The sequence below is a fragment of the uncultured Campylobacter sp. genome (genome assembly GCF_937980635.1).
Classification (GTDB): domain Bacteria; phylum Campylobacterota; class Campylobacteria; order Campylobacterales; family Campylobacteraceae; genus Campylobacter_B.
Genome location: NZ_CALJPG010000021.1, coordinates 52303 through 78115 on the forward strand (window position 1 = coordinate 52303; position 25813 = coordinate 78115).

At 43.2% G+C, this 25813-nt stretch carries 19 protein-coding genes and 1 pseudogene; 6 read left to right on the forward strand and 14 right to left on the reverse strand.

Annotation, left to right across the window (positions count from 1 at the left end):
- Positions 1-17 precede the first annotated feature (17 nt).
- The 3 genes and pseudogenes from ftsZ to Q0460_RS05080 all read left to right on the forward strand — a co-directional run.
- A complete protein-coding gene (gene ftsZ, locus Q0460_RS05070; protein ID WP_040303139.1) occupies positions 18-1178 on the forward strand; it encodes a cell division protein FtsZ in 1161 nt (386 codons plus the stop codon).
- Positions 1179-1697 carry a pyridoxamine 5'-phosphate oxidase family protein gene (locus Q0460_RS05075; RefSeq protein WP_299085588.1) on the forward strand — a complete coding sequence of 173 codons (519 nt, stop codon included), beginning with the start codon at positions 1179-1181 and terminating at the stop codon, positions 1695-1697.
- 119 nt (positions 1698-1816) lie between these two features.
- Positions 1817-2161, forward strand: a pseudogene (locus Q0460_RS05080) (ABC transporter permease subunit); the annotation flags it as partial.
- A 473-nt stretch (positions 2162-2634) separates the two neighbouring features.
- On the opposite strand, the gene Q0460_RS05085 reads toward Q0460_RS05080, so the two are convergent.
- Both Q0460_RS05085 and Q0460_RS05090 read right to left on the reverse strand, forming a co-directional pair.
- Positions 2635-9768, reverse strand: a complete 7134-nt coding sequence (locus tag Q0460_RS05085) for an autotransporter outer membrane beta-barrel domain-containing protein (RefSeq protein WP_299085590.1) — start codon at positions 9766-9768, stop codon at positions 2635-2637.
- 881 nt (positions 9769-10649) lie between these two features.
- Positions 10650-12071 (reverse strand): Do family serine endopeptidase, encoded by a 1422-nt coding sequence (locus tag Q0460_RS05090; RefSeq protein WP_298987319.1) that lies wholly within the window; start codon positions 12069-12071, stop codon positions 10650-10652.
- Positions 12072-12239: 168 nt separating this feature from the next.
- Between Q0460_RS05090 and Q0460_RS05095 the strand changes: the two genes are divergently transcribed.
- The 3 genes from Q0460_RS05095 (at position 12240) to Q0460_RS05105 (ending at position 15609) form a co-directional block, all read left to right on the forward strand.
- Positions 12240-13154: a DnaJ C-terminal domain-containing protein gene (locus Q0460_RS05095; RefSeq protein ID WP_299085592.1), complete on the forward strand. Its 915-nt coding sequence runs from the start codon at positions 12240-12242 to the stop codon at positions 13152-13154.
- Between the two features lie 12 nt (positions 13155-13166).
- On the forward strand, positions 13167-13478 hold the full coding sequence (locus Q0460_RS05100) for a helix-turn-helix transcriptional regulator (protein WP_299085594.1): 312 nt from the start codon (positions 13167-13169) through the stop codon (positions 13476-13478).
- 499 nt (positions 13479-13977) lie between these two features.
- Complete coding sequence (locus Q0460_RS05105; protein ID WP_295152028.1) at positions 13978-15609, forward strand: cation:proton antiporter; 1632 nt, start codon at positions 13978-13980, stop codon at positions 15607-15609.
- 291 nt (positions 15610-15900) lie between these two features.
- Here Q0460_RS05105 and Q0460_RS05110 read toward each other — a convergent pair whose 3' ends face one another.
- The 12 genes from Q0460_RS05110 to Q0460_RS05165 all read right to left on the reverse strand — a co-directional run bounded on the left by Q0460_RS05110 (position 15901) and on the right by Q0460_RS05165 (position 25773).
- Positions 15901-17013 carry a hypothetical protein gene (locus tag Q0460_RS05110; protein WP_299085596.1) on the reverse strand — a complete coding sequence of 371 codons (1113 nt, stop codon included), beginning with the start codon at positions 17011-17013 and terminating at the stop codon, positions 15901-15903.
- 266 nt (positions 17014-17279) lie between these two features.
- Positions 17280-18089, reverse strand: a complete 810-nt coding sequence (locus Q0460_RS05115; RefSeq protein WP_299085598.1) for a class I SAM-dependent methyltransferase — start codon at positions 18087-18089, stop codon at positions 17280-17282.
- 273 nt (positions 18090-18362) lie between these two features.
- Positions 18363-18824 carry a hypothetical protein gene (locus tag Q0460_RS05120; RefSeq protein ID WP_297959516.1) on the reverse strand — a complete coding sequence of 154 codons (462 nt, stop codon included), beginning with the start codon at positions 18822-18824 and terminating at the stop codon, positions 18363-18365.
- Positions 18825-18957: 133 nt separating this feature from the next.
- Positions 18958-19491 (reverse strand): hypothetical protein, encoded by a 534-nt coding sequence (locus tag Q0460_RS05125; RefSeq protein WP_299085600.1) that lies wholly within the window; start codon positions 19489-19491, stop codon positions 18958-18960.
- Entirely contained in the window at positions 19484-20167 is a 684-nt protein-coding gene (locus Q0460_RS05130; protein WP_299085602.1) for a hypothetical protein, read from the reverse strand. Before Q0460_RS05130 ends, Q0460_RS05125 begins: the two co-directional genes overlap by 8 nt.
- Before the next feature lie 197 nt (positions 20168-20364).
- A complete protein-coding gene (locus tag Q0460_RS05135; RefSeq protein ID WP_299085604.1) occupies positions 20365-20631 on the reverse strand; it encodes an ABC transporter ATP-binding protein in 267 nt (88 codons plus the stop codon).
- 349 nt (positions 20632-20980) lie between these two features.
- A complete protein-coding gene (locus tag Q0460_RS05140; protein WP_299085606.1) occupies positions 20981-21619 on the reverse strand; it encodes a YggS family pyridoxal phosphate-dependent enzyme in 639 nt (212 codons plus the stop codon).
- Positions 21616-22731 (reverse strand): RIP metalloprotease RseP, encoded by a 1116-nt coding sequence (gene rseP, locus Q0460_RS05145; RefSeq protein ID WP_299085608.1) that lies wholly within the window; start codon positions 22729-22731, stop codon positions 21616-21618. The genes Q0460_RS05140 and rseP overlap by 4 nt, the downstream gene beginning before the upstream one ends.
- Positions 22732-22856: 125 nt before the next feature.
- Positions 22857-23438 (reverse strand): restriction endonuclease subunit S, encoded by a 582-nt coding sequence (locus Q0460_RS05150; RefSeq protein ID WP_299085610.1) that lies wholly within the window; start codon positions 23436-23438, stop codon positions 22857-22859.
- Between the two features lie 51 nt (positions 23439-23489).
- Complete coding sequence (locus tag Q0460_RS05155; protein WP_367178659.1) at positions 23490-23786, reverse strand: restriction endonuclease subunit S; 297 nt, start codon at positions 23784-23786, stop codon at positions 23490-23492.
- Positions 23747-23980, reverse strand: a complete 234-nt coding sequence (locus Q0460_RS05160) for a hypothetical protein (protein ID WP_299085614.1) — start codon at positions 23978-23980, stop codon at positions 23747-23749. Before Q0460_RS05160 ends, Q0460_RS05155 begins: the two co-directional genes overlap by 40 nt.
- Before the next feature lie 2 nt (positions 23981-23982).
- Positions 23983-25773, reverse strand: coding sequence for an N-6 DNA methylase (locus Q0460_RS05165; RefSeq protein WP_299085616.1), 1791 nt, complete (start codon positions 25771-25773; stop codon positions 23983-23985).
- Between the last annotated feature and the right edge of the window lie 40 nt (positions 25774-25813).

Here is a 25813-nt window from a genome sequence, read left to right on the forward strand (position 1 = left end):
AAGCTAAGGAGATACTCGTGAAAGGATACAGCATGGAAGAAAGAAAGGGCATCTACGGTGCCAAGATGAAGGTTATCGGCGTCGGCGGCGGCGGATGCAATATGATCAATCATATGATTCGCGAGGGTTTTACCAAAACCGACGTTGAGCTTATGGTGGCTAACACCGACGCACAGGCGTTAGAAAAGTCGATCGCAAATACTAGAATTTTACTAGGCGAAAACACCACCAAAGGCCTTGGCTGCGGTATGGATCCAGCGCTTGCTAAGATGGCTGCGGAGGAGAACTATGACGATCTTAAAGACCGCTTGGATTACTCCGACATCGTTTTCGTGGGCTCCGGTCTAGGTGGCGGTACTGGTACGGGCGCTGCACCTATCGTTGCAAAAGCTGCGAAAGAGAAAAAAGCGCTAACTATCGGCGTTGTTACCACCCCTTTCGGTTTTGAGGGCAAAAAGCGCATGCGACTAGCCCAAGAGGGTCTTGAAGAGCTTAAAAAAGAGTGCGATTCCATAATCGTTATCCCAAATCAAAATTTATTAAAAATCATCGATAAAAAAACCGGCCTAAAAGATGCCTTTAAGATCGTAGATAATGTCCTATTCCAAGCCGTAAATGGCATGATCTCCGTGATCTTAGAATCGGGCGATAGTGATATCAACGTCGATTATGCCGACGTTAAAAAAGTAATGACTCATCGCGGTTTGGCGCTAATGGGTATAGGCGTTAGCGAGGGCGACGGCGCGGCAGAGGAAGCGCTAAAAAGTGCGATCCAGTCTCCGCTTTTGGATAACACCTCCATCCACGGCGCTATGGGCGTATTGGTGCATTTTAAAATGTCGCCTGATTGCTCCTTGCTTGAGATCGAATCTGCAATGAATATCATCGAAGATACCGTAGATAAGGATGCCGACGTTACTTGGGGCACCACCACCGATCCTAAGATGGAAAACAACCGCGTCGAAGTTACTCTCATCGCCACCGGCTTTGAAAGGAGCATCGAGGAAAAAAAGCAGGTCGCCAGCGATAATGTAGCCGATCGCAGGAAGGCGCTTTTGGAGAGCATGGGTCGAAATTCTATCTTTTCTAGACAGAAGGTAAGCAGCGGCGATTTTAACGGAGACGAAACCTACGACGAGCTCGACGAGCCCGCATTCCTACGAAACCAGATGGACTAAATGCGCAGACGAGATAGGCAGCTAAGCGAAGATGAGGCGTTAAAAATCATCGACGAGAGCGAGTACGCTACGCTTAGCTGCATAGACGATAGCGGCGAAATTTTTAGCGTGCCTATCTCGCCGGTGCGCGATGCAGACATTATTTATATCCACGGCGCGCCTGCCGGCACAAAGGCGAAACTCTTTCAAAACGGACGCGCGGTAACGGCGGTTTTTGTTAGCTACAACCGCGTTCCTACCCCAAGCGACGAAGAATACCGATCTATCGCAAACGACGCTGCCGCTTTAGGCTCTAGAGTTTATACGACAGAATACCGCAGCACGATCGCCGTTTGCGAAGCAAACGAAGTGTTAGATGACGAGCGTAAAATTTACGCCCTGCGGATACTTTGCGAAAAATACACCCCAAACTACATGTCGCGCGTAGAATTCGCCTCCAAAGCATCATTAAAGCGCACGAAAATTTACGAACTCAAAATAAAATCCGTAACCGCAAAGGCTAAAATTTTATATAATTAAATTTAAGAAATCTAAATTTAAATTGCTTGATTTCTTAAAATTTCAAGCTTGAATGTTAGACAAATTTTAATCTGAAATTTCGTATCGCAAAATTTTAAAGCGTAAAAATTTGGCGTTTATTTATCGCTCGCCTCATCGAAAGCGCGCTGCTGGAGGTAGATAGCGGCGTGATCGAGGCAGCGAAGAGCTTCGGCGCGAGCAAGACGCAAATAATCTTTCGCGTGATGTTCGTCGAGGCGCTACCTAGTATCATCGGCGCGATTACTCTGACGCTCATCGTCATCATTGGATTTACGGCGATGGCGGGCACGGTCGGCGGCGGCGGGCTCGGCGACGTGGCGATCCGCTACGGCTTTCAGCGCTTCCGCCCAGATATAATGGCATACACCGTCGTGATTCTGATCGTGCTTGTGCAGATAATCCAAAGCATTGGAAATTTACTCTATAAAATTACGAAAAAGTAGGCGGCATATGGGCGGCAGAATTTTATGATGAAATTTTGACCGCTTCGCTTTTGCTGCGGAATTCTACTCTTGCTTCGGAATTTCATCTTTGTTTGAGACTCTGCGTTTGCTCGTGAAATTCTGCTCTTGCTAGCGAGATTCGGTATTCACTCGCAAGGCTCCGCTTTCGCTCATTTGATTGTACTCTCGCCGTGAAATTTTGCCGTAAAATTTAAATTTGAAATTTTGTATCGTAAATTTTAAAGCGGCATAGAATTTTGCGAATTATCTTGCGCCGCTTGCGGTAAAATTTTATGCGGGCGGATACTGCGCGTTTAATAAGATCATTATCGCATAAGAGCGAATCTATGAAATTTATCTAGTGCATAGCGTCTAAATTTAAAAAGGGGCGAGAAATCTCCCGCCCCTGAAATTTTAAGTATAGGATTTGATTTTATAGATGCGTGAGCTAGAGCTTACGCATCTCTTAAAATTTAAAACATAATCTCAAACCCTGCATTGATAGCACCGCCTCTTGTTTTACCTACGTAGCCCTTGCCTCCTAGGCTAAAGATTAGGTTTTTACTCTCATACTTATAGCCGGCTTCAAATACTCCGGTAGAGCCTTTTAAGCTAGGCTTAGGAGCATCAAGCCCCATAGTAGATGCTTTGGTATCTCCGCTAAACTCATACTCGTATGCTCCGCCAAAGTATAGGTTATGCTCATCTTTTAGATTTATAGTATCTCTAAGACCTACTCTTAGCCTATTAGATGTAACGCTATCAAAGTGATATCTCTCGCCAGAGCTTATAGTAGCATCTGCATCATCCGTGTAAGCATATAGCCATTTAGTATAAACGTCTAGTTTATTACTTTGGCTTAGATCAAAGATCTGACCTATTCCTATATGAGTAGCCATATAGGTTGAGCTGATATCAAACTTCTCATTATGAGCTAATACTCCAGGAGCTATGGCATAGGTCCAGTCGTTACTATTGTAATCGCTACTTATCTTACCTACGTGAAAGCTTGCATCTACGTAGGTGCCGCTAGTAAAGTTTTGCTTTAGCATCAAGCCTCCGCCTATATACTCGCTATCTCCGTCTGCATGTAGGCCGCTATCTAAGTAGCTATCGTAGTTGGCTCTTCCATATTCAACGAATACTCCGCTTAAGATATCTCCTGCGAAATTCTCAGTTAAGCTGGCAAGTCCTGCTGCTACTCCATAGCCTTTGGAATTTACGTGTGAGCCCGTCTCATGCCTTAGATCATAAGCTTCGCTTATAGCAAAAGGAAATAGCTCTAAATGACCATCCGGTATTAGCTTATCTAGGTAGTTAGTGATTAACTCACTTCCGCTCTTTAAGCTAGCTAAGCTTGCTGCTCTGGTTTCTGCGAAGGATTTGGTATCGTCTTTTACTCTTCTTTTACCGCTAAATCTAAGATCTAAAGCTCTTCCGTTTGCATCTACCATACCGTAGGTCTCATACTCTATGGTAGCTCCTTGCTGAACTCTGGTTTGTAGATGCGAAGGATCGGGAAGTAGTAATCGTCCGCTTCCTTGCTTATCTATCAGATGGATCGTGCTGGTATCTCCTACATCGGTATTGCCGCTAACGTAAGCGGTGATCTTACCTCTCATATTGCTTAGATCGGTATTAGCCGTAGGATCGGTAAGCTTAATCATAGAATCGCCGTCTTTAACGGTAGGTGGCATAAAGATATTGATATTGTCAAACCCTCCGATATTCTTAGCGGTTATAGAGTTAGGAGCTGCCGGATTGGTAGGGTTTTTACCTACGTTTAGAGTGCTTCCAGCTCCGCCGGTGATATTTCCGATATTATTGCCGCCGGTTAAATTTACGGTAGAGCCATTGCCGCCGTCGATATCTAAGCCGTTAAAATCCGTAGGATTAGAAGGATCTTCGTTAACTACGTTTATTACAGGGTTTGGGATCGGACTATATCTATTGATCTCATCGTTTCCAAACTCGCCGCCGGTGATATTTCTAGAGGTAAGCTTGCTTCCTTGAATCAAGATAGATTGATCGTCGCCGCTCTTAATTAAGCCTTTTAGCATTATATCGTAGGTGGTAGAATTTCTAAGCGTAAACTCCTTTGTTGTTTGCTTAGCCTTCTCTGTAAAGCTCGTAAAGGTATTACCGGTATTGCGGATAAGGTGATACTCCTTACCCTCCTCTATATTTAAAGAGCCGTAGCTATCATTGCTTGGATCGTAATCTATTCCGTTTAGTTGGAATTTAGCATTATTGATATCGGTGTTGCCGGCAGTGGTTAAATTTAAAGCTGCGGCATCTGCGCTACCGTTAGCGTTTGAAATTCCATTGAAGTTTAATACATTTAGATTTGCTATATCGCCTGCGGTTTTTTGAGTAGAGGCGTTATATACGTTTAGGCTATTGTTGGTACCGCTTGTATTAGATAGACCATAGATCGTTCCTCCTACGCTTCCGCTATGGAAATTTACGCTGTTACCGCTACCGCTGCTTGCATCTGCAGCGTAAACGTTACCGTCAACTCTAGCTGAGCCTTTTAAATTTACTGCGTTATTGGTTGCGGAGCCGCTAGCTTTTGCGCCTTTTATGTCGCCGGTAACTTTGCCGTCGTTTAGAGTTATAGTGTTGCTATCCGCATTACCATTTGCTGCTTCACCGCCGTAAGCGTTTCCGTTAATAACGGTATCGTTTGTAGTTACGGTATTATCGTGAACGTTTCCGTTTAAGGCATAACCTGCGCTTACGTTTCCGTTTACCACCGCACCTTTTGAGCTATCTTCAAAGCTTAGCTCGTTGTGGTGAACCTCTTGGGTTCCGCTATCGCCGTAACCTGCATTTACGTTACCGAAATTTGTTCCTCCCTTAACTACAGTCTTATTGTTATAGATGGTATTTGGAGTTACGCTGTCTTTGACATCAGCTCTACCCGAGCTTATATTCTTACCGTTTAGATCTCCTGCGCTTTGAGATACGTTTACGGTGTTTCCTTTATTACCGAATAACTTATGAGCTCCTACTTGAGCATCATTGTTAGCTTGGTTCTTGGTTAGCTCCGTGCTATCGAAACCGTTATCGATCCAAGCATCCGTAATGGTGCCCTTTCTATATACTAGCTCTTTATCTGCGTTTTGTTTACGGAAGGTTTCACCGTCATATTGGTAGTGATCTTTATCGGTAATGGTATAGACCTGATCTTTTTGGGTGCTTCTATCTTGGAAATTTATAGTACCGTTATCCTTGCTGATTAACTTATAGTCTTTATTATCATCAAGGTTATTGGTATTTACATTAACATTCGTCTGGCTAAGATCGGTAATAGTACTTCCTGTAAGCTTAAGTGCAGGATCGTTTCCGTTGTAGTTGTTAGGGAGATTAAAATCGATCTTCTTAAAGCCTGCGATGTTTTCTGCTTCTATACTTCCAGGGGTCATAGAGCCGTCATCTTTACCTATCTTTAAAGTATCGTCGTCATCGCCGGTAATAGTTCCTATATTATTACCCTCTACTAGAGTAACGGTTGCTTTTATAGGTTTAGCAGGATCGGCATTTACCGTATTTATTTTAAGTCCGTTAAAGTTCTTGTTTTCGCCGGCTTTACCTACGTTGATTATAGTACCTGCGGTAAGATCGGGATCATATTTTAAGACCTCTTCGCTATCGAAGTTTTTATCTGATGAGATATTGCGTTTGGTATCCTTTACTCCTTGGATAAAGATGGAGTGGTTATCCGTGCTCTTTAACATACCCTTTAAAGAGATCTCATAGGTAGAAGCATCGGTGATATTAAATACGTTTGTCTGCTGCTTAGCTTTCTCTTTGAAATTTGAGTAATCGCCTCCGTTTTTAATTAGATAATACTCCTTACCCTCTTCGATATTTAAAGAGCCGTAGCTATCGTTACTTGGATCGTAGTCTATTCCGTTTAGTTGGAACTTAGCGTTATTGATATCGGTATTGCCAGCAGTGGTTAAATTTAAAGCTGCGGCATCTGCGCTACCGTTAGCGTTTGAAATTCCATTGAAGTTTAATACATTTAGATTTGCTATATCGCCTGCGGTTTTTTGAGTAGAGGCGTTATATACGTTTAGGCTATTGTTGGTACCGCTTGTATTAGATAGACCATAGATCGTTCCTCCTACGCTTCCGCTATGGAAATTTACGCTGTTACCGCTACCGCTGCTTGCATCTGCAGCGTAAACGTTACCGTCAACTCTAGCTGAGCCTTTTAAATTTACTGCGTTATTGGTTGCGGAGCCGCTAGCTTTTGCGCCTTTTATGTCGCCGGTAACTTTGCCGTCGTTTAGAGTTATAGTGTTGCTATCCGCATTACCATTTGCTGCTTCACCGCCGTAAGCGTTTCCGTTAATAACGGTATCGTTTGTAGTTACGGTATTATCGTGAACGTTTCCGTTTAAGGCATAACCTGCGCTTACGTTTCCGTTTACCACCGCACCTTTTGAGCTATCTTCAAAGCTTAGCTCGTTGTGGTGAACCTCTTGGGTTCCGCTATCGCCGTAACCTGCATTTACGTTACCGAAATTTGTTCCTCCCTTAACTACAGTCTTATTGTTATAGATGGTATTTGGAGTTACGCTGTCTTTGACATCAGCTCTACCCGAGCTTATATTCTTACCGTTTAGATCTCCTGCGCTTTGAGATACGTTTACGGTGTTTCCTTTATTACCGAATAACTTATGAGCTCCTACTTGAGCATCATTGTTAGCTTGGTTCTTGGTTAGCTCCGTGCTATCGAAACCGTTATCGATCCAAGCATCCGTAATGGTGCCCTTTCTATATACTAGCTCTTTATCTGCGTTTTGTTTACGGAAGGTTTCACCGTCATATTGGTAGTGATCTTTATCGGTAATGGTATAGACCTGATCTTTTTGGGTGCTTCTATCTTGGAAATTTATAGTACCGTTATCCTTGCTGATTAACTTATAGTCTTTATTATCATCAAGGTTATTGGTATTTACATTAACATTCGTCTGGCTAAGATCGGTAATAGTACTTCCTGTAAGCTTAAGTGCAGGATCGTTTCCGTTGTAGTTGTTAGGGAGATTAAAATTTAACTTACCGACTCCCTCGATATTTTTAGCGGCAATATTGCCCGGCACTAGCGGATTGGCACCGTCTTTACCGACATTTACAACGTCATTGGCGTCGCCTTTTATCGTCCCGATGTCGTTGCTGCCGATCAAATTTACGGTAGCGTTAGTTACGTTGGTGGTATCGATATCTAGCCCACCGAAATTCTGCGGTGCATTTGGATTTTCGCCTACGTCGATAGTAGGATCGCCTGCAGGACCGGAGTATTTACCAACCTCGCCGTTATCGAACGCTCCATCGATAGTGCGATCGGTTTTCTTTTTACCTTGGATTACGATGGATTTTCCGTCATCATCTTTCATCAGACCCTTTAAATTCATCGAGTAGGTAGTGGCGTTTTTGATCGTAAATACGTTATCGGTGCGCTTGGTCGTTTGCGTTTCGTCAAAACCGGTAAATCCGTTTTCATTGTGGATCAGATAACGCTTCTCGCCGTCGCCTATAGCATAGGTATCTACATTATAATCGGCGCCGTCAAGTTGAAATTTAGCGTTATTTATATCGGTTTGAGCTCCGCCCGTGATTTGAAGAGCGGCTTTGCTTGCATCGGAATTCGCATTTGATATACCTAAGAAATTTAAAACGTCAAATCTAGCGATATTGCCTGCTTTATTAGGAGCAATAGTGTTTGAAGCATTTATCAAGGTATTGCCACTGCCACTGCCGCTACCGAATAATCCGTAAATCGTGCCGGTAACGGTGCTATTCGTTAAATTTACCGTATTATTATTGCTGCCTGCAGCGGTAGCTTGCGCACCATAAACTACTCCGTTTATCGTGGAGCCTTGCAAAATTACGGTGTTATTGGTTGCAGAGCCCGCCATAGCGTTACCGCCTTTTACTTGGCTATTTCCGTTGACTGTAGAATTTACCAAGGATAAAGCGTTTTGTACGGCATTGCCGCTTGAGGTAGTTCCGCCAGAAACGTGGTTGTTGATAGTCGTTCCGGTCGCGAAGAATTCATTGCCGCTGACGCCTTGTTCGCCGCGTCCGCCCAGAGCAGGACCGTTTAGTGTTCCGCCGGTTATTTGGACGTGGTTATTGTTTGCCGTTCCGCTGCCGCTACTGATTTTATTAGTTCCGCCGATTACCTGAAAGACGCTTTTGCCGGTTAAATCAGCTACTACCCAGTTAGCCTCGGCCTTGCCTTCTTCACTTCTACCGCCGATGATATCGTGGCTCATCGTAGCGCCGTTTGCGATCTCTACTCTGGCGCCCGTAACGTCGCCGTTAACGCTATTTCCGCCGATGACATCGTGGCTCACTTCACCACCGTTTAGAGTTACTTTGGTGTTTGAAATTTTGCCATTAATGCTGTTTCCGCCTATAGCATCTTGTGCTACTTTGCCTCCGCTCATTTCAACGTAACTATTTTTTATCTCTCCATTTGCGTTGCGGAAGCCGTAAGCGCTACCGCCTATCTCGCCGCCGCTTATTTTGACGTAATCATTCGTGCTAGTAGCGACGTGATTGGTACCAGAACCTCCGCCGAAGCCTCCGTGAACGTCACCTATAACCTTTCCGCCGCTGATTTCAGAGTAATTGTCGTTAGAAACGGCTGCCATATATGAGCCCGTAGTAGATTGAACCTCTCCGTTTTGTAGCTTTACGTAGTTTTTGCTAGCCGTAGCGTTGCTTCCAATGGTAATACCCTCTCTAGTAGCATTGGCGCCTGTTATATTTTGAAGCTTAGCACCGGCGCTGTTTATGACGACATAGTTTTTCTCTAACGTACTAGCGGAATTTGGAGATACCGATACCGCGCCGTCTATTTCTTGACCGTTGCTTAAGACGATAGCGCCCGTAATATTTACGCCATTGCCTTTCGCGGAGCCGCCTTGGTGTATGGTAGCGCCCTCTATCCTATATTTATCTATTTGCGCTGCACCTTTAATATTTACCGTATTATTTTCTGCGGAGCGACCATATCTAGCACGACCTCCTGATACTATAGCTTCGAAGCTCCCCATGGTGTTATTATCGCCGATTATATGGCTATTGCCTTCGATATTTACGGTGTTGCCGACGGCGTTTCCCGAATATCCTGGCTTTCCAGCCCAAGTGCCGTTGCCGCCGAGAACGACTCTATTAACGGTTGCATTTATTATGTTTACGGTATTGCCTGTTGCGCCTATGCCTTCACCGCCTATTACGGTGGTAACGGTAGCGCGGTTTTGAACGGTGATCTGATTTCCATCGGCCGATGTCGTAGGCGTAATGCTAGGATGGCCCATACCGCCGCCGTATATACTGTAGCCAGACATATCAGTACCTGAAGCATTTCCGGTGATAGTTACTATATGATTTTTGGAGCCGCCTCCGTTACCGGCACCTTCATAACCACCCGAGTAATACCCGCCGCCTGGAGTATGCAAAACACCATCACTACCGCCGCCGGTTACTGTCGCTTTTGCATTGTCGGCTAAAGCTTGCACCGGCATCAGTGCTAGCGTAGCAGCGATGCTCAGACCTGAGATAATTGGTATCTTAATATCTTTCATAGTTGTAATCCTTCGTAAAAAATAAAAACTATCCATTATACTATAAAAATACCTATTTATAATAAATTTAATAAAATTTCTAACGAAAGGTAGCTTAACGCGAAAAAATGGGTATCGCGATGTAACGTTTTCGATAATAAAGTAAAATTTCAGCTTATTTTTGTTATTGAAGCTTAAACGAAAAATTACGATTACAAAATGATGAAATTTTAAAATTCCGACCTTAGAATTTAACCAACGGAACTCCCAAGAAGCGTCGCTGCTAGAAAAGCATTAGAATCAAGAGGCAGTAGTTTCTGATGTCAAGAAATAGGGTAGGGCATAAATTTTATAAATTTGGATTTGTAGAATTTAAAGTGAAGTAATATACAAGAGGAATTAAAATTTGAAGTAATTCTAGGTTAAAAGCACATATTTCTGCGGTATGTTGTTAGCAAAGAGATTAAAATTTTAAAGCAGTCCCAGACGAGGCGATAAAAACGATAAAGTAGCGGCGTGGAGGGTTAAATTTTAAAAATTCTAAGTGAAAACAAAAGCAAAAAAGTAAAATTCTAAGAATTTCAAGCGAAAAATCTGGGCTTTCAGTTGTGTTTGAAATGGCAAAGGGCTTTTGGAGCTGTTTAATTAAAATAACAGAGGGCTTTCAGAGGTGCTTGAAATAACAGAGAGCTTCCGGTAGCTTTAATGCCTGCCAAAAGCCCATTTTTATAGTTTATGTATCTCTTACGCTCGAAAGCTAGGAATTCCGCTTGTCAAAAAGTCCAAAACCTCAAAAGATTCTGTTAGCTTATTCGCATGTTCCGTAATGCTTTGTCCTGGGCTTGCCGCGGTTAAATTTTAACGCTTTCGCGTTTCTCGCCGCTAAGCTTAGTGGACCAAGCTTAGCGGATTACAAGACCTTGCGGAATTCCGCGTCTGATAACCCAGACTAGGGTTTTCTTGCCCTTGTAATCTTTGATATATCGATCAAAGTCGTCTGAGCTTTTGACATCGTTTTGACCGACTTGGATGATCACGTCGCCTACCTCAAAGCCGTAATCATCGGCTTTTGAGCCATCTTTGACGCTTAAGACGAGGGCACCCGAGACATCGTCGTCGAGGTTATATTTGCGGCGCAAGCTGTCATTTAACGTCCTTAGCTTTAGCCCCTCTATTGCGCTTTTTGAGTCCTCGCCAGCTGAGCCTAAGGTGGTGGAGTCGGATTTCATCGCGTCTAGCTTGATAGTCGTGCTCTTGCTTTTGCCGTCGCGTTCAAATTCTACATCTACCGAACTTCCCGGAGCCATTGAGCCGATTAAATTCTTTAGCTCGTTGGCGTTTTTGATAGACTTGCCATTTATTTTGGTAATCAAATCGCCGCGCTTGATGCCTGCTTTATCGGCAGGCATGTCTTTTTCGACGCTTGAGATTAGCGCGCCCTCTTTGCTTTCATAGAGCTCTTTTTGATCTTTAGACATATCTGAGATCGTAACGCCTATAAAGCCACGCTCGATCTTGCCGTTTGTGATGAGCTTTTCGGCGATCTCTTTTACCATATTTGAAGGGATCGCAAAGCCTACGCCGTTATTTCCGCCGCCGCGACTTAAAATAGCGGAATTTATTCCCAAAAGCGCGCCGCGACTATCCACTAGTGCACCGCCTGAGTTGCCCGGATTGATCGAAGCGTCGGTTTGGATGAAATTTTCATATTGATTTAGCCCGATATTGTTTTTATTTAGCGCCGAGATTATGCCTTGAGTGATGGTGCCGCCCACGCCGAAAGGATTTCCGATAGCAAAGACGATATCGCCCTCCATAGCCTTGGACGAGTCTGCAAATTTAACCGCAGAGAGATTTTTTTCGTCGATTTTAATAATTGCAAGGTCGGTTTTAGGGTCGGTGCCGATCACCTTGGCTTTATATTCCTTATCGCCTTCTAATAGCGTAACTACGATTTCGTCGGCGTTTTCTATTACGTGATTATTTGTGACAATATAGCCGTCTTCGGAGATGATGACACCAGAGCCTAGTGAGCTTCCCTCGCGCTCCTGCTGCTGCGGAATGTCAAAGTCGAAAAATTGCTTAAAAAACGGATCGTCAAACATCTGTGACATCGGGCTGTTGCCTGCTTTGATCTTGGTTTTAGTTGCAATATTGACGACGGATTTTTTTACGTCCGCAACGGAGCTGTGATATGAGAGCACCACGTCTTGATTAAAGCCCGGATTTACGCGCTCATAATTGCTTGGAGCTTCTTTAATGTCTATATTAGCGCCAAAAAGCGCACCTGCTAAAGCTATCGATATGATGATCGATTTTTTCATTTTTGCTTCCTTTGTGATAATGAAATTTTGGCGGAATTATAAATTTTGTCCGCTAATATATTCTTAACGCAAAATTAAAATTTATAAATAGAATTTAGCAAACTTGATTGACACTCACTAAAGTTTTATGATATAATCTACATAAATTTTAAGATTTTAAGGATTAAAATGGCAAGCACAAGCAGTTTATACGAAACCTTAGGCGTAGATAAATCAGCAAGCGCCGAGGAGATTAAAAAAGCTTACCGCAGGTTAGCTCGCAAGTATCACCCGGATATCAATAAAGAACCAGGAGCTGAGGATAAATTTAAAGAGATTAACGCCGCGTATGAAATTTTAAGCGACGAGAAGAAGCGGGCGCAGTATGACCGCCATGGCGATGAGATGTTCGGTGGGCAGAATTTCCACGATTTCGCGCAGGGCTCGGCAAACATGGGCGATCTAAACGACATCCTAAACAGCATTTTCGGCGGCTCCTTCGGCGCAAAAAGCGCAGGTTCGCGCGGTGGATTTAGTTTCAGCTCTTTTGGTGGCGGCGAAGGTTTTAGTGGCTTTAGCGGCAGCAGTTTCGGTGGCGGATTTGGCGGCGCGCAGAGCCTAGATACGCACAGCTCGATTGAAATTCCTTTTGAAACCGCGATACAAGGTGGCGAGATGAGCGTGCGCGTAAGCGGCGAGACGGTTAAATTTAAAGTGCCCGCGGGCATCAATGCAGGCGAGAAGCTGCGCATCAGGGGAAAAGGACAAAAATCAGGCGCTCAAAGCGGCGATCTGATTTTAGAGATAAAAATCGCGCCAAGTGCCGAGTATAGCCGCGAAGGCGACGATCTTTTCAAAAAGATTGACGTGCCTTTGAAAACGGCGATGTTTGGCGGAAAGGTAGAAATTTCGACGCCGAGCAAAAGCGCAACAATAAAGATCGCAAAAAATACCAAAAACGGGCAGAAATACCGCCTAAAAGGCTACGGCGTGCAAAATCGCAAGAGTAAAATTTTAGGCGATCTATACGCGGTGGTAAATGTCGTTTTGCCCGACGTCGATTCGCTGAGCGAGGACGTCAAAGCCGCGCTACAAAAGCTATAAGGAGGCACCAAAATGTATGATTACGATGAGCCGGTTTATCTCATATCGATAGTTTCGAAGGTTCTAGATATCCATCCGCAGACGCTGCGGCAATACGAGCGCGAAGGGCTCGTAAGCCCGGGGCGCACTGAGGGTAAGATGCGCCTGTACTCGGCGCATGATATGGATCGCATACGCATGATTTTAAACCTTACAAAGGAGCTTGGCGTCAATCTTGCGGGCGTGGACGTGATCTTTCGCCTGCAAGAAAGGATTGCCGAGTATGAGCGCGAGATCGAGGAGCTGCGGGCTAGAATTTTAGAGCTTGGCGGAGAGACAGATTAAAGTTTGCGAAATAAAAATTTTAAAGCTCAGCAAAAATCAGATCCTGGTGCTATAAGCTGAGATTTTAATGCTATCAAAAAGCAAGATCGCCTCGCAAGCGTAGATCCAAGCGATAAATTTTGATTTTCAGTGCGGATTTGTGGGCGCGTTAAATTTCGCGTTAAATTTAAAGTTGCGCTAAGCAAACCCAAGTAAATTTGCTTGCGATTAAATTTAAAAGCCGTCTTATATAATTTAGTTTTAAAATTTAAAATTTCAAGCCGCGTTAGATTTTAAAATTTTGTCGCGAGCCTCTAAATTTAGCGATAAAGTGCGACATAATTTCTCTATTTTTAAGCGGGATTTTAGTAAAATCACATTATAAAATTTACCCGTAAATTTATATGAAAAGATAAAATTTCATCGATTATCGCCTCCGGTAAATGGTCGCGGATAATGTAAAATTTGACAATAAATTTAGCGCTAAATTTTATGCATAATCTTACAAAAAAGGGAGTTAATGGAGCTTGTTATAGAGCTATTTCTTGCGATCACCGCGCTTGCGATAGTGCTAAATATCGTCTTTAAAATTTTTGAAATTCCCACCATCATCGGCTATATCGTCGCGGGCGTGTGCTTTTCGCAGATCTATAGTCTAAGCAGTGTCGAAAACGCCCATATGTCTGAGCTGGCAGAATTCGGAATTGTTTTTTTGATGTTTACCATCGGGCTTGAGTTTAGTTTCCATCACCTGATGAGTATGAAAAAGGACGTATTTTTTAACGGCATACTCCAAGTACTCGGCACCGGTATTATCTTGGCACTCATCATCGATCAAGCTTTCGGCGGAAATATAAAAACCGTGATGATTATCGGGCTTGCGCTCGCGCTTAGCTCTACGGCGATCGTGCTAAAAACGCTCAACGAAACAGGCGAAATCAACCAAAACTACGGGCGCAAGGTGCTTGGCATCCTGCTATTTCAAGACCTCGCCGTCATCCCTATTTTGCTGATGATTGACATATTCGGCTCGACTGACAATACCCCCGTGAACTATCTAATCTTAAAAACCGCTGTAAGCGCCGCCATAGTGGTAGTGATCCTTTTCGTGCTCGGTAAATTTGCTTTTAACCGCTTCCTCTACTACGTCGTAAGGACAAATTCTAAAGAAATTTTCATCGCGACCATTCTTTTTACTGTCGTGGGGGCTAGCTTTTTGGCGCATGTTTTTGGTTTTTCGTACACGCTGGGCGCATTCATCGCGGGCATGCTCATCGCAGAAACCGAGTATAAACACGAGATAGAGGCCGATCTGACGCCGTTTCGAGACATACTGCTGGGGCTTTTCTTTATCACGATTGGCATGCAGATAAATTTTGAAGTAATCGTCTCGCACTATGGGCTGATCCTGCTCGCTATTATCGTTATAATGGCGCTTAAAACGGTTGTGATTTACGCGATCTTATTTCTCTCGACCGGCAAAAGGATAGCGCTAAAAGCGGCGCTGTCGCTATGCCAGATAGGTGAGTTTGCGCTTGCGATCTTTTCGCTACTGATGAGCCGCGATATGCTAAGTAAGGAAAACGGGCAAATTTTAATTACAGTCGTAACCGCGACGATGATTTTAACGCCGTTTATTCTTAAAAATTTAAACAAAATCGCCAACCGTTTCGAATCTAAGGTTGAAAAGCTCGAGGATGAGGAGCATAAAACTCAAATCCCGCCGATGAAAAATCACATCATTGTAGCAGGCTACGGCAGGATAGGGCAAGAAGTTGTGCTACGCCTTAAAGATCAGGGGCTGCTATACGTAGTCGCCGAGAGTGATTTAGAGCTTGTGGATCTGGGCAAATCGCGCGGAGAGAATATATACTTTGTAAATATAATGCAAAAAACTGCGATCGACGAGCTGCATGCGCGCGATGCGTCGGTCATCATCCTGACGATCGCAAATCAGCAAAAGCTCGACATCGTCGCTAAGATGCTAAACGGCTCTAATTTAAAAGCAAATATCATAGTGATGCATACGGGCGCCGATCCGCAAAGTGAGTTGCAGAGCGAATACGGCGAAAATTTTATCTTCGTAAAAAAGGAGAGAGTAGTAGCCAATGCACTTTTGCAAGAGGCGCTGAAATGCAAGCTAACGCAGTAGCCTTGAGCGTTTAAGATCAAATTTAAACGCATTTGCTATGCCTAAAATCTCCACGCTTCTTTATTCTTACTTCTACACTCAGCTAATTTGGAGCGTTTTAATAAACGCAGATAATAGATATATTTAAAGATGGCGGGCTTGCAAATTTAAAGACGCAAAGTGCTGCTTTGGATTGATTTAAATTCTAAATTCAAGCTGTTATTCCACAGCAAAAGGATACTCCGACAAGGAGCTGATGAAATATATTTGCGCGATAAAGTTATTTAAAAATTCGTTTAAATTTTACTAATTTCACTCTTTTATCTCTTTATAAACGCTTAAGTTGCGTGCTAGGCAAACAAGGGTAGTAATAACGGACACAGGCGTCACTGCTAGAAGATAAAATAAGCCAAAAAATAGCCCTATATCGTTAGATTCACTACCGCCGCCGGCAAGCCATAACGCTATAGCCATAATGGGATAATACAAAACTAATGTCACAATCGCAAAATTTTCTATCGCGAAAATCGTATTGCTTTTTTCGGGATTTTCTACGAAAAATTTGCTGTATCTGCGTTTTGAAAAGAAAAATATAATCGTGCAAACGGCGCTAACTATAAACGCCCAGTGTAATTCATACGAATCTGGTGAAAATAAAATCAAAAAAACCGTTGTCGCAAAACTCGCGAAAGCAAATCTGATCAAACGGTGAAGTTGATATTTTTGCTTTAAATTTTTTGCAATTTGTGCTAGAGCTTTGCCGTATTCCAGCGCTTCCTCTTTGCTTTGGATAGATTCTGTTTCAAGGCTCGCGTCATTAAATTTTTGCTCAAATTTAGCGGCTTCATCTTGGGCACCTTGCGCCTTGTCGTTTATTTTGTTAAAATTTTGCTCGCCGGAAATTTTATCAGCGACCGCTCCGCCGATTTTTGTCTGCGATTTTGGTGCCAGTAGATACACGGTCTCATCGGCGTCAAATTCCGGATTTGCGTTATATGTTATTATCGCCACCGGAATAGCTATAAAAATAGCGGGTATAATCTGACGTGTATCCCAGTCTATGTGATATTTTATCTGTAAATAAAATCCGATTAAAGCATAAAGGACGTAAAATATCGCAGCCACATGTATGCATATAAGCATAAAGGCTTTATCTGCATCGCTAAATAAAAGCAGGGCGTATTTTTTATACTTCAGCCTGTTTAGGCAGACGAGTATATTTATCGCAGATAGCGCAAGCATGCATAAAAACGACATTATGGGCGCATCATGTACAAACGTAAGAAACACGACGATATAAATCAGGAAGGTCAAAAGTGCCCCTAAAAACAGATATCTACAAAAGCGAAATCTATCGTAGCTTTTTAAAATTTCTTGCGGAATTTGGCTGATGTCCGCGGGGATTTTGTCTTTTTGCGTTTGCATTTTACCGCCTTTCCTGGTTATTTTAGCTCAAATTTTGCTTTTTTACTCCGTAGTGTTTTAAATTTAATGAAGCGAGATTTTTTTGGCTTGCTTCTTTTTTAGCAGGCAAACAATCTCGATTTTGCATTAAATTTTTAAAAATGAATACTTACCGGCTCTTGCAATTTTATCGATAAAATTTTTGGCAGGCTAAATTTACGCTTTTTTTCTAGCTAAATTTAGCTTCAAAATTTATCCTGCTTCATTCATAAAATAAGGCAACCAAGCTAAAGCTCATCCATTTTATCCACCCGCACGAACGCCCAGTGCATAAAATCTCGCTTTGGCTCGTATTTGCCGCTGTTAAAATACTCCGCCAGCCGTGCTTCCTCCGTGCTGCTTAGCTCGCCGCCTAGCATCCAGCGCGTCTTTTGCACAAACTCCTCCGCGCTTTTAGCTCCGCCGCCGTGGCACTGGGCTTTGATATAGCTGAGGCTCGGCAGATAGCCCATTTGAAACAAGATATTTAAAAGATAGACGAAGCCTGGCTTTTGTTCCACTTCGCGCCCTATCGCGTCCAAAATATCCCCGTCCACGAAGCTGCCGCCCACCTTAAACGTGATGTAAAGCGATTTTTTAGTCTTTGAAAGAAGCTTATTAAGTGCAGTTTTTAGATCGTCCACCTCAAGGCAGCGCGAGGCAAAAACCACGTCGCACGCGGGCACGTCCGACCAGTCGTCCTCGAAGGCCTTTTGCGCAAATTTTGCGTTTTTTGCGCCGTAAATTTGAGCGTTCTCGCGGGCGAATTCCAGCATTTTGGGCGAAAAGTCGTAGCCGTAAATTTGATCCACCTTTTCCGCCGCCAGTACGCTTAGCGCGCCCGCTCCGCATGCGAAATCAAGCAGCGTAGAAACACCCGTAAAATCGACCTTGTCTATAAACTCGCGCGCGTAGGCGCTTTTCATCACGCCCTCGTTGAAGCTCGGCGCCTTTTTGTCCCAATGCTCGGCCAGCTTTTTGCCGAATGAGCTTTTTGCCTTTTGCGCCCTATAAAGCGCGTCAAAGTCGATTTCATCGTAGTTTGAAGCTAAAATCATAATTATCCTTTCCTGAATTTATCGGGCAGATCGCACCGATTTTCGTTAAATTTTTAACGTAATTTTATGCGCCACGCCCAAATTCGCCTGAAATTTCAAACCGCCCGACGAGAAGTGCTAAGGCGAGCCAACCTTTGCATATTTTATCCGCTAGAAATTCTTTAAATTTCTACCGAACGATCGCAGTTAAATTTTAAAAGTCCGCTCATAAATCAAAATTTTTAGTCTATCGCCCGCACTTGTTCGCTCCGCATTTAAATCGCCGCTGTGGATTTATTGCAAAGCTCCCAATCTAGCCGCTATAACCTTTTGCATCGCTTGATTTTTCTTGTTTTTGGCTAAAATTTGCAGCCTCCTTTTGCCGATGCGCTTGTCGGCGGCCTTTAGGATATTTGCAAGCCCCCATTCATCGGCACCAAAGTGCTTTGCAAACAGCTCCTCTTTGGGCGTGTCGATATATTCGCGTATAAGCTCGCCGATGCCGCTTATGTCGTTACCATACGGATAAATTTTCGTTAGAGCGCCCCCTGCTAGGCTTTTTACGCCACCGCTTTTTAGCACGAAATCCTTCGGGTAGTCAAAAATAATCTCGCCCGCAAGCGTGATAAAATATCGTGGCAAATCCGTGCTGCCGCGTCTGCTTTGCATCCTATAGACCGTGCAGTGGAGCTTAAAATCAGTGCTTTCATCCACGAGCTCGTAAAGCCGTTTTTGAAGTTTGCTCCAACGTTTCATTTTGCCTCCCATTATCTATTTATCACCTCTTGCGGTTTCGCGCGTAGCTTTTTCCGCCCTTTGCGATGATCGCGCCTGAAGGCTGCGCGCCTTTTCTATTTTTTTGCAAATCGCTTTGTAAAATTCTGCCGCGCTAAACGGTCTCCCAAAATCTCGTCTCCGTCTTGATCGCGCCTCGGTTTTTCTCGCGTAAAATTTGCAAAAATTCTTTAAAGCTAGGCTCAAAAATCGAAGCGGCGGGCGCAAATTTATACTCGCTTGCGCCGTCTTGCTCAGGCTTGTTCGTACTGCTGCGTTCAAGCTCGCTCGCGCCGCCTGCAAAGCGGATCCGCCAAATCCTAGCATGATTTATCCGAATTTTTGTAACTTCAAGCGTCAAAATTTGCTCAAATTTATACCTCGCCGCGAGCTTTTGTCCATCAAAAACGTAGATGAAATCCTGATCAAACCAAAGGCTCTCGCACGAGATAAAAAACCGCTCCAGCCAGAACAAAAACGGCCTCACGGAAAGCCTTTTTACCGCGCCTGCTTCGCTTATCCCATCTATCGCGGTAAGTCGGCGCGAGCTAAGCTTGCGAGGGTTGCGCCGAATGAGTACCCAAATAATCCCGCCCAGAAGCAAAACGCTAAAAACAACGATTAAAATTTGAATTAAAATTTCAGCCATTTAAAATTTTAAGTCCTTTTACAAATGCGAATTTGGCCTCCGTATCGCCCATAAACGAACTCCTGCTAAAATCCGCCTCCGCGCCGTTTGCAAGCTCTTCGTAAAGCTTATAAAATCGCCCTTTGTAGGTGCAATCGCTTAGGCAGATGTTGAAAAACGCCTCCGCCGCGTCCTTGCCGCCGAAATAATATACAAAGTAGATCGGGTACAGATCGAAGGCGCTTAGATTTTTGTTAAATTTAGCCCCGCGTTGCGTCATAAACTCCACCGCCTTTTGCTTGTCCGCAAAGAGCTCAAAAATAGGCAGCGCGTAGTCTTTGATAGCCGCGCTAATCTCGCGAACGCTGGGCTCAAAGCTAGCACCTGCGAGCTGCCAGTCGCGAAACTGTTTGCGCGGCGTGAGATAGCCCAGGTGCGATACGAAAACAAGGTTGGTCGAGTAGGACAGCTCCTCTTGCATTAGCTTTTTTAGGCGCTTGCAGTAGATCGCGATCTGCGGTAGGATGCTCACGCTGCCCGAGTAATTGCGCATGCTGGAGCTAAAATAAATTTCAAATAAAATTTCCTTATCGCTTGCAAGCTTTGTTAGTTTTTGCCCCTTTTGCGTGGGCTTGAAGTACGTAAAATTTGCCGCGATCTCATTGCAGCCGTTTAAAAATATCTCACGAGGAGTCATGATTTTCCTTTTAAATTTATCGTTTAAATTTTAGACGTTTTGCTCGCTAGCAATTCGGTTTGCTGCTTGCATTGCCGAAGTCGCGATTCGCAGCTTGGCGTCTTATCGGCGCGCTGTCTTGCCGCCGAAAAGTTCTTCTATGCGCGCAATTTTACCCTAGTTCGGCTAAATTTAACGGCGCTACGCACCCGTAAAATTTATAATCTATCCTCGTACTTTTCGTAGTTTATGCCGTAAATTTTATCGATATTTTCGGCGTTTATGAGCTGCTCGCTGCGCCCGAAGACTAAAATTTCTCCGTCTTTTAAAAACAGCGTCAAATTTGAAACAAACTTTGCGTGGCGCGGGTAGTGCGTCGTCTGCACGAAGGTGTAGCCCTCGTCGCCTAGCGCCTTTATCATCTCGAGCAGCTTGATCTGATTGCCGAAGTCCAGCCCGTTTGTCGGCTCGTCCATAAAGATCACTTTCGCGCCCTGAACCAGCGTGCGCGATGTACGCCAGCTGCCGCCACTTGAAATTTCGCCTTTTAAGATTCTGTCTTTATATGGATTGCGCTTAGAATTTTATATCGTCGCGTCTTTGAAATTTTTCATCACTGTAAATAAAATTTTATCGAAGTTTAAAATTTAATATCGCATTACCGCACCGCGTAAAATTTCAAATAACGCGCTAAATTTTAAGTGGTATGCAAAATTAAGCATTGCGCTAAATTTCAAGTTACGCGCCCGATTTGGCTTGCGCGGCAAATCAAGCGCGCCGCCTAATAAAAGCGGTATAAAATTCACTCGCGCTATAAGGCCCGTCTTTCGGGGCTTAGGCGTATAAAATTCTACCCAGGCGGATCATGTTCGAGCCGCATTTGATCGCGAGCTCAAAATCATCGCTCATCCCCATCGAGCAGATCCGCGCGCCGTACGGCACGAGTGCATCGAATATCTCACGCGTCGCCTCGAAGCTTCGCGCGATCTGCGCGGGCTCGCTCACGTGCGCTCCGATGCTCATCACGCCGATTAAATTTAGATTTTTGCATTCCTGCTTGATGCGCAAAAACTCCTCCACCGCGCGGTTTTTATCGAGTCCCGTTTTAGAGCTCTCGCCCGCAGCGTTGATCTCCAGCAGCGTATCTAGCGGATAAGTTAGCCGCTTATTTACGGCAAGCGCGAGCTCGCAACTGTTGCAGCTCTGCCACAGCGTCGGGCGCAGAGCGATGAGCTGATTGATTTTGTTGCTTTGTAGCGTGCCGATGAAGTGCCACTTTAGCGGCAGTTCGCGCAGTAGTTCGCTTTTGCGCTTCAGCTCCTGCACTCTGTTTTCTCCAAACGCGATCTGTCCTTGCGAATACAGCTCGCACACCTCATCCGTGCCTACGTTTTTGCTCACCGCGACTAGCTGCACATCGCCTGCGCCTGCTTTTGCAGCCTCAACGCGCTTTAAAATTTCATCCAGTCTCATTTGTAAAATCCAAAAATTCTAGCAAAATCATTCAGCACCGTAAATATCATCAAAAGCGCTAAAATCCCCATACCTACGTAGCTGGCACCCACGAATACCCGCTTTGGCACCGGGCGGCGGAAGATGAGCTCAAAGAGATTAAACGCGATGTGCCCGCCGTCGAGCGCAGGGATCGGAAAGAGGTTGATAAGCCCTAAATTTACCGATATGAGCGCCACGAGCGCGAGTAAGACCGCCGCGCCGTAATCGACCGCCTTTGAGGTGATGTCGGTGATAGCGACGATACCGCCCATCTCCTTGGGCGAAACGACGCCGCTGGCGAGCTTCTCGAGCCCCACCAAGATGAGCTTTGATGCCTCCACCGTTTGATCCCATGCGAAGCTAAGCGAGCGAGCACCTTTGTGATATAGCGTCACGGTCGCGTTGTAATCGGGCGAAATGCCGATGAGCGGCACTCTGATGCTCTCGCGCCAGATGGTTTTTTTCTCGCCGAGCTTTGGCGTGAGCTGCAGGCTCAGTCGCTCGCCGCCGCGTAAAATTTCTAAGCTTAGAGGTGCTGCGGTTACCTGCTTTGAGATGTCGTCCCACTCGCGGATCTGCTTGCCGTCGATCGATAAAATTTCATCGTTTAGCATAAGACCTGCGCTTGCCGCGGCGGAATTTGGCGAAATTTTGCCGACCTTCGGCGCTAGCTTTTCGACGCCGATGTAGCCCAGCGCGATGTAGATCAAAAACGCAAGCAGCAGGTTAAAAAACGGCCCCGCAAAAAGTATGATTATGCGCGCGATCGGGCCTTTGGAGTTGTAGCTGTCGGGATCCGTGCTTGCCGCGGCGGGATCTAGATCCTCCTGCCCCTTAAGGCTTACATAGCCTCCCAGAGGGATCGCGCTGATGGCGTACTGCGTCGCGCCGATGCGCTTAGTAAAGACCTTCTCACCGAAGCCCACGCTAAAGACGTTCACCCCCACGCCCAGCGCCCGCGCCGCCAAAAAATGCCCCAACTCGTGGAAAAAGATGAGGAAGCTGATCGCCAGCACTGTGACCATAAAATTTATCGAGTAAAAATAAAATCCGACCGCCAGGATCGCGAGCGTTAAAATTATGCTTTTCAAATTTCAGACCTTTGTAAAAAATGGGCTAAGCTTACTATTATTTTGCAAATTTTAAACTTAGAAAAGAGATTGTCTAAAAGCATAGCGGTATAAGCATGCTTTAAAATATATAAATTTAAAATTTTTTATTTCGCAATATCGGCAAGATGCAGATAATAATCAATTAGTTTTTGCGTATAATTTTGTTTAATTTCTTTTATGAAATTTTCCATTAAAGTAAAATTTGGATTTCCATTGCCATTGACCGGGAGCGCAATTTTTTCCTTTTTTAAAGCAGTTTGAGAGCACATTTGATTAAAAGAATAACGATCTCCAAAGGACTTATTTAAAATAGATACTATGAAAAATCCAATATTTTGATTAAGTTCAAATTTTGGTTTTAAAATATTTATACGACCATGGGATACTGCATAAAAATTTTTTGGCTGATAAAAACATTTCCCAAACATATCTACACTTAAAGAATTACCGTCGAATTTTTCACTTAGCTCATCACAATTTTGCACATACGCAACTATCCCATTATTAAAATTCCCAGAGCTTATTAAATGATTGTTTCCACTTTGAAGTCTTTTAGCTTGCAAATCACCTTTGGCTAGCAGAATTTCAAACAAATTTGCAAGTTCAAACTCATCCCATTTGCAATTAAGTTTACCAAAAAGACTTGCAGCTATTCGCATGATAGCCTCTTGGATATAATTTGCCAAATGTGAATTCGTAATAAAAACATCGCCGTTAGGCGAATTATTCTCTCTCTCTCAAAGGGCAAGCGCGTTATGATATAAAATCAGTTTTTGCATTTTAGCTTCTATACTTTTTATATAATTTTCCATAAAATTAAAATCAATCATATCGTTAGTTACAGGAAGCCTTATGTATGACTTTTTTAAATCGGTACTCGAAATTTGATCATTATAAACGCCATTGAATGATTTTTTAAATAGATTTACCAAAAATAAAGCAGTGTATTTATTAAGCATATATCCTATTGGCTTTAAACTATGAACTTTCATATCTAAACTCGCCTTATACGGATGATAAAAACAAGTTCCCAAAAAAGAAAAAGATATAAAATTTTCTTAACTCTGTAATTATTTGACGACAAATCATTATAATATCCAGAAATGCCATTATCTAAATTTGTCACAGATATTCTTGGAGTTTTTCCAGATTTTAATTCATTTTGTGGTATATTTGCTCCGGTTTCAACTATAAAAATATCTGTTACTTTAAAATTTCTATACTCCAATTTCAAACCTTTATCTTTATCTCGTCATCGTCTAAATTTATCTCACTTCCATATAAAACGCTATCCAAAATAGTTTTTTCAAACTCCTTTTTATCGATACCGTTTTCAAAAAGCATATAATCAAGCACGACTTTTTTAAAATCTTGCTCGGTTATCTCAAATTTAGGCTCGGGCATTTTATACTGCAAGCTCTCATTCGGCTTTATCCATTGGCAGCTTTCATCGCCGCTTTGCTTATATATCACATCTACCCAGTAATCTTCAAGTTCTTGCCATTTGCCTTTTAAGTCATGACGCCCTTGATTTTTAACGGTTTCCAGTCCATCTTCTTTTATATAGCAACCGAAAATTTCTTTATTTCCTTGTGGTTCATGCGCTTTAAATATAAAAATCGATGTTTCGTTCGCACCTTTCATACGAGCAAAAACTTCTTTTGGAAGTTTGATGATTTTCAAAAGAGAGTGCTTTTTAAGCCATTTCGAAACTTGCTTTTTGCCGACTTCAAGTTTATTACTCGGTAATAAAAACGCGCAAATCGCGCCGTCCTCGACATTATCAAGTACGTTTTTTACTATTTTTAAGCAACCAAATTTATTTTCATAAGGTGGATTCATCAAAACTTTTGTGATATTTTTGCTTTTTATCCATTCACAGGCCGCCTCGCTTCTAGCATCGTCATGAGTCAAATTGGTTTTCCCGTCTTTATGGATTAACATATTCGCACAAGCTAGAGCAAATAGCTCTTTATCAAATTCTATTCCAAAAAGTCTATCATTTTGTATAATTTTAACCGCGCTTTCATTGAAATTTCCGCCGACTTCGTTTATCATATTATTCATAGCTTTTACTAAAAATGCACCGCTACCGCAGCATGCGTCTAAAATTTTATCTTTGTAGCTAACGTTCGCGATACGATACATTAGGCTTGTAATATGATCCGGCGTAAAAACTTGACCCGCTTCACTCTTGCCCTTATAGCGAGTAAATTCGTTAAAGAAAATTCCCATAACGTCTTTACCGTTCCAACTTTCGGCTTTTATATAGCCTGAAATCGAAACGACATCGTCGATAAAGCTATCAATCGCTTTTTGATTTTTTGTATAGTTAAAACTGATTAGATTAAACTGCTCTTTTATGATGTCTAGCTTTAAATTTAACGCCTTTTGTTCACTATACGAGCTTTCGAGAGTTTTTATGATTTCGCTTTGTAGCGTTGCGAAATCGCGCCCTTTAAGACCGGCTAAATTTGCGCCTTTTCTATCGGCTACCAAAGCACAAGCCGTAAAAATCATCCTATGCTTTAGGTTGTTGATGCCAAAATTTATATGTAGGTTATCATTTATTGATTTGGTACATGAGTAAATTTTAGGCTTATCTATATTGCTCTGAGTAAATAGCTTAAGATAGTAATCTTTGCTAAAAAGCTCACTATCTTCTCTATAAAATTTATCGTTTTTATAAATTATCGCTTCGTTGCCATTGTATAAAATACCTATTACTTGATTGTATTTGCTTCTTGTTATGTTTATATATTCTTGAAGTTGCGGTAAATTTTGATCCAGATTTGAATTCGGCTCATAGGCTTTGGTCTCTAAAATTATGGCAACTTCGTTTATATCGTGCGGAAAATACCAACCGTCGGGCTTTTTATTAACCCCGCTAAAACCAAGTTCATTAAACGTAGTTATTTGTCCGATACCACTTTTAGCGTATTTTGAATCTTGAAATTTTAGTAACGCTCCAGCATTTTGCCTAATTACATCTTCGCTAACTCTCGAAGTCCCATACATCATAACAATTTTCCTTAATTTTGCCTATATATTACTATTAATC

Coding starts and splice junctions, on each gene's coding strand:
- Q0460_RS05075 (WP_299085588.1), top strand. CDS start 1,179: ATGCGCAGACGAGATAGGCAGCTAAGCGAAGATGAGGCGTTAAAAATC.
- Q0460_RS05085 (WP_299085590.1), bottom strand. CDS start 9,768: ATGAAAGATATTAAGATACCAATTATCTCAGGTCTGAGCATCGCTGCT.
- Q0460_RS05090 (WP_298987319.1), bottom strand. CDS start 12,071: ATGAAAAAATCGATCATCATATCGATAGCTTTAGCAGGTGCGCTTTTT.
- Q0460_RS05095 (WP_299085592.1), top strand. CDS start 12,240: ATGGCAAGCACAAGCAGTTTATACGAAACCTTAGGCGTAGATAAATCA.
- Q0460_RS05100 (WP_299085594.1), top strand. CDS start 13,167: ATGTATGATTACGATGAGCCGGTTTATCTCATATCGATAGTTTCGAAG.
- Q0460_RS05105 (WP_295152028.1), top strand. CDS start 13,978: ATGGAGCTTGTTATAGAGCTATTTCTTGCGATCACCGCGCTTGCGATA.
- Q0460_RS05110 (WP_299085596.1), bottom strand. CDS start 17,013: ATGCAAACGCAAAAAGACAAAATCCCCGCGGACATCAGCCAAATTCCG.
- Q0460_RS05115 (WP_299085598.1), bottom strand. CDS start 18,089: ATGATTTTAGCTTCAAACTACGATGAAATCGACTTTGACGCGCTTTAT.
- Q0460_RS05120 (WP_297959516.1), bottom strand. CDS start 18,824: ATGAAACGTTGGAGCAAACTTCAAAAACGGCTTTACGAGCTCGTGGAT.
- Q0460_RS05125 (WP_299085600.1), bottom strand. CDS start 19,491: ATGGCTGAAATTTTAATTCAAATTTTAATCGTTGTTTTTAGCGTTTTG.
- Q0460_RS05130 (WP_299085602.1), bottom strand. CDS start 20,167: ATGACTCCTCGTGAGATATTTTTAAACGGCTGCAATGAGATCGCGGCA.
- Q0460_RS05140 (WP_299085606.1), bottom strand. CDS start 21,619: ATGAGACTGGATGAAATTTTAAAGCGCGTTGAGGCTGCAAAAGCAGGC.
- Q0460_RS05165 (WP_299085616.1), bottom strand. CDS start 25,773: ATGATGTATGGGACTTCGAGAGTTAGCGAAGATGTAATTAGGCAAAAT.